The following is a 1,861-nucleotide window of genomic DNA, read 5'->3' on the forward strand; positions in this document are numbered from 1 at the left end:
GATCGGGATAGGGGCCGGTCAACGAAGACCGGACCCCTCCCACACCACCCGGCGTGCGGGTCCGCACCGGGCGGTTCGAGAAGTTGAGGTCAGGAGAATCTGGGGACTCCCAAGGCGTCGAAGTAGCTTACGGGCATTACCCGGTTCAAACCCAAGCGGCTGTTGTGCCACCAACGTCTCGCGTTGCCGGCAATCCTTGCGGCCACCTCCACGGTAGCGCCCAGCTTGCGAAGCTCGCGGAACATCGTCGTCCCCCGCCGCCATTGTTTGAGCTGGACGGACCGCAGCCGGTGTCGCAGCCATTCATCGAGTTCGCGCATGACCTTCGGGGTCTGCGCCAACCGGAAGTACGACTTCCAGCCCGGCACGTAGCCTTGTAGCTCAGATGCGATCTGTTCGAGGCTGCGCCCCTTGAGGCGTCGCGTCAGCTGCCGGATGCGCTCACGCAGTTTGTGCATGGCCTGATCCGCCACCGCTCGCTTGACTTCGCCTTTGGACGTGACGTACAGGCAATAGCCCAGGAACTTGCGCCCCCAGACTTCGCCCACGGCCGTCTTGGACTCATTGACCTTCAGCGCCAGCTTCGCGTAGCAGCCGCGCAGTGATTGCAGCACCCGCTCCCCCGCCCGCTGGCTCCTGACGTAGACGTTGCAATCGTCTGCATAGCGCACGAACTTGTGTCCGCGCCGCTTCAGCTCTCGATCGACCTCGTCCAGCAGCACGTTGGCCAGCAGCGGGCTCAGCGGCCCACCTTGCGGCGTACCTTCGAACCGTTCGCTGTGCACGCCGTGCACCAGGATCCCCGCTTGCAAGTAGCGGCGAATCAACCGCAGTACCCGCTTGTCCGCTATCCGCTTTGCTAGGCGGTCCATCAGGATGTCGTGGTTCACGCGGTCGAAGAATTTCTCCAAATCCACATCTACCACGACCCCGTAGCCCGCCTGTACATACTGCTGCGCTTCCAACACCGCGCCATGCGCGCTGCGCCCCGGCCGGAAGCCATAGCTGTGCTCGCTGAACGTCGGGTCGATGAGCGGTTGCAATACCTGCAGTAACGCTTGCTGGATCAGTCTGTCCACCACGGTCGGTATCCCCAGTTCGCGCACCCCGCCACCCGGCTTGGGTATGCCCACACGGCGCACCGGCTCGGGCCGGTAGCTGCCGTCGAGCAGCCTTCTTCGGATGTCAGGCCACGCTGTCTTGAGGTGGTCGCCCGTTTCTTGCACTGTGCGTCCATCGACGCCAGCGCTCCCCTTGTTGGCCCGCACGCGTTTCCATGCGCGCGCCATGTTCTCTCTGGCCAATGCCTGCCCTAGCAGGTCTGTGGCCCCGCAGTCCGTTTGTGCATGCCGCGCCAGCGTGGCTTCATCGCTCATGGCTTCAGACGCAGCTTCACTGCGCCTCCCCACCGTGTGCCCCGGTCCGCCCTGTGGCTTCCCGAGCTTCTGATGCGTTGCCTCACCAAGCGTCATGTCTCGTGACTGTTCTTCTCGTTCGGCCCTTCGTCAGGTCGCCCGGACTACTACGGCCTCTGCTGACTTCTCGCTCCGGTTGGACACCGTCGCCCTTTCAGGCGTCAAGCGAGATCTCCCCAGGTAAGAACGCCATCCTTCGCCGCACAGTCGTCGCATCTACGTCGCCTCGCTTTGGCCACGAGAGCTTCGCAGTCCATGGCCTGCTCGCCCTGCTTGGCGCCGCCTCATATGCGCTTCGTGTTCCTCGACTCGCGGTTTACGCTTCACGCTTCCTTCCCACGCTCGGTCGCCCTCACGCAGTTGCGCTTCGCTTCGCTTGCTGTGGCCAGCTCGCGGGAGGACTTGCACCTCCGGGATGGCGCCCATGCTGGGCGCACCATGAAAAA

The 1,861-nt window shown here is 63.8% G+C and carries 1 protein-coding gene; it reads right to left on the minus strand.

Translation table 11 applies throughout. From position 1 onward, the window contains the following. Positions 1-89: 89 nt before the first annotated feature. Positions 90-1,376: a group II intron reverse transcriptase/maturase gene (ltrA, locus tag QTI04_RS34125; RefSeq protein WP_286619631.1), complete on the minus strand. Its 1,287-nt coding sequence runs from the start codon at positions 1,374-1,376 to the stop codon at positions 90-92. Between the last annotated feature and the right edge of the window lie 485 nt (positions 1,377-1,861).

The organism is Variovorax sp. J22R115 (genome assembly GCF_030317005.1).
Lineage (GTDB): Bacteria > Pseudomonadota > Gammaproteobacteria > Burkholderiales > Burkholderiaceae_C > Variovorax.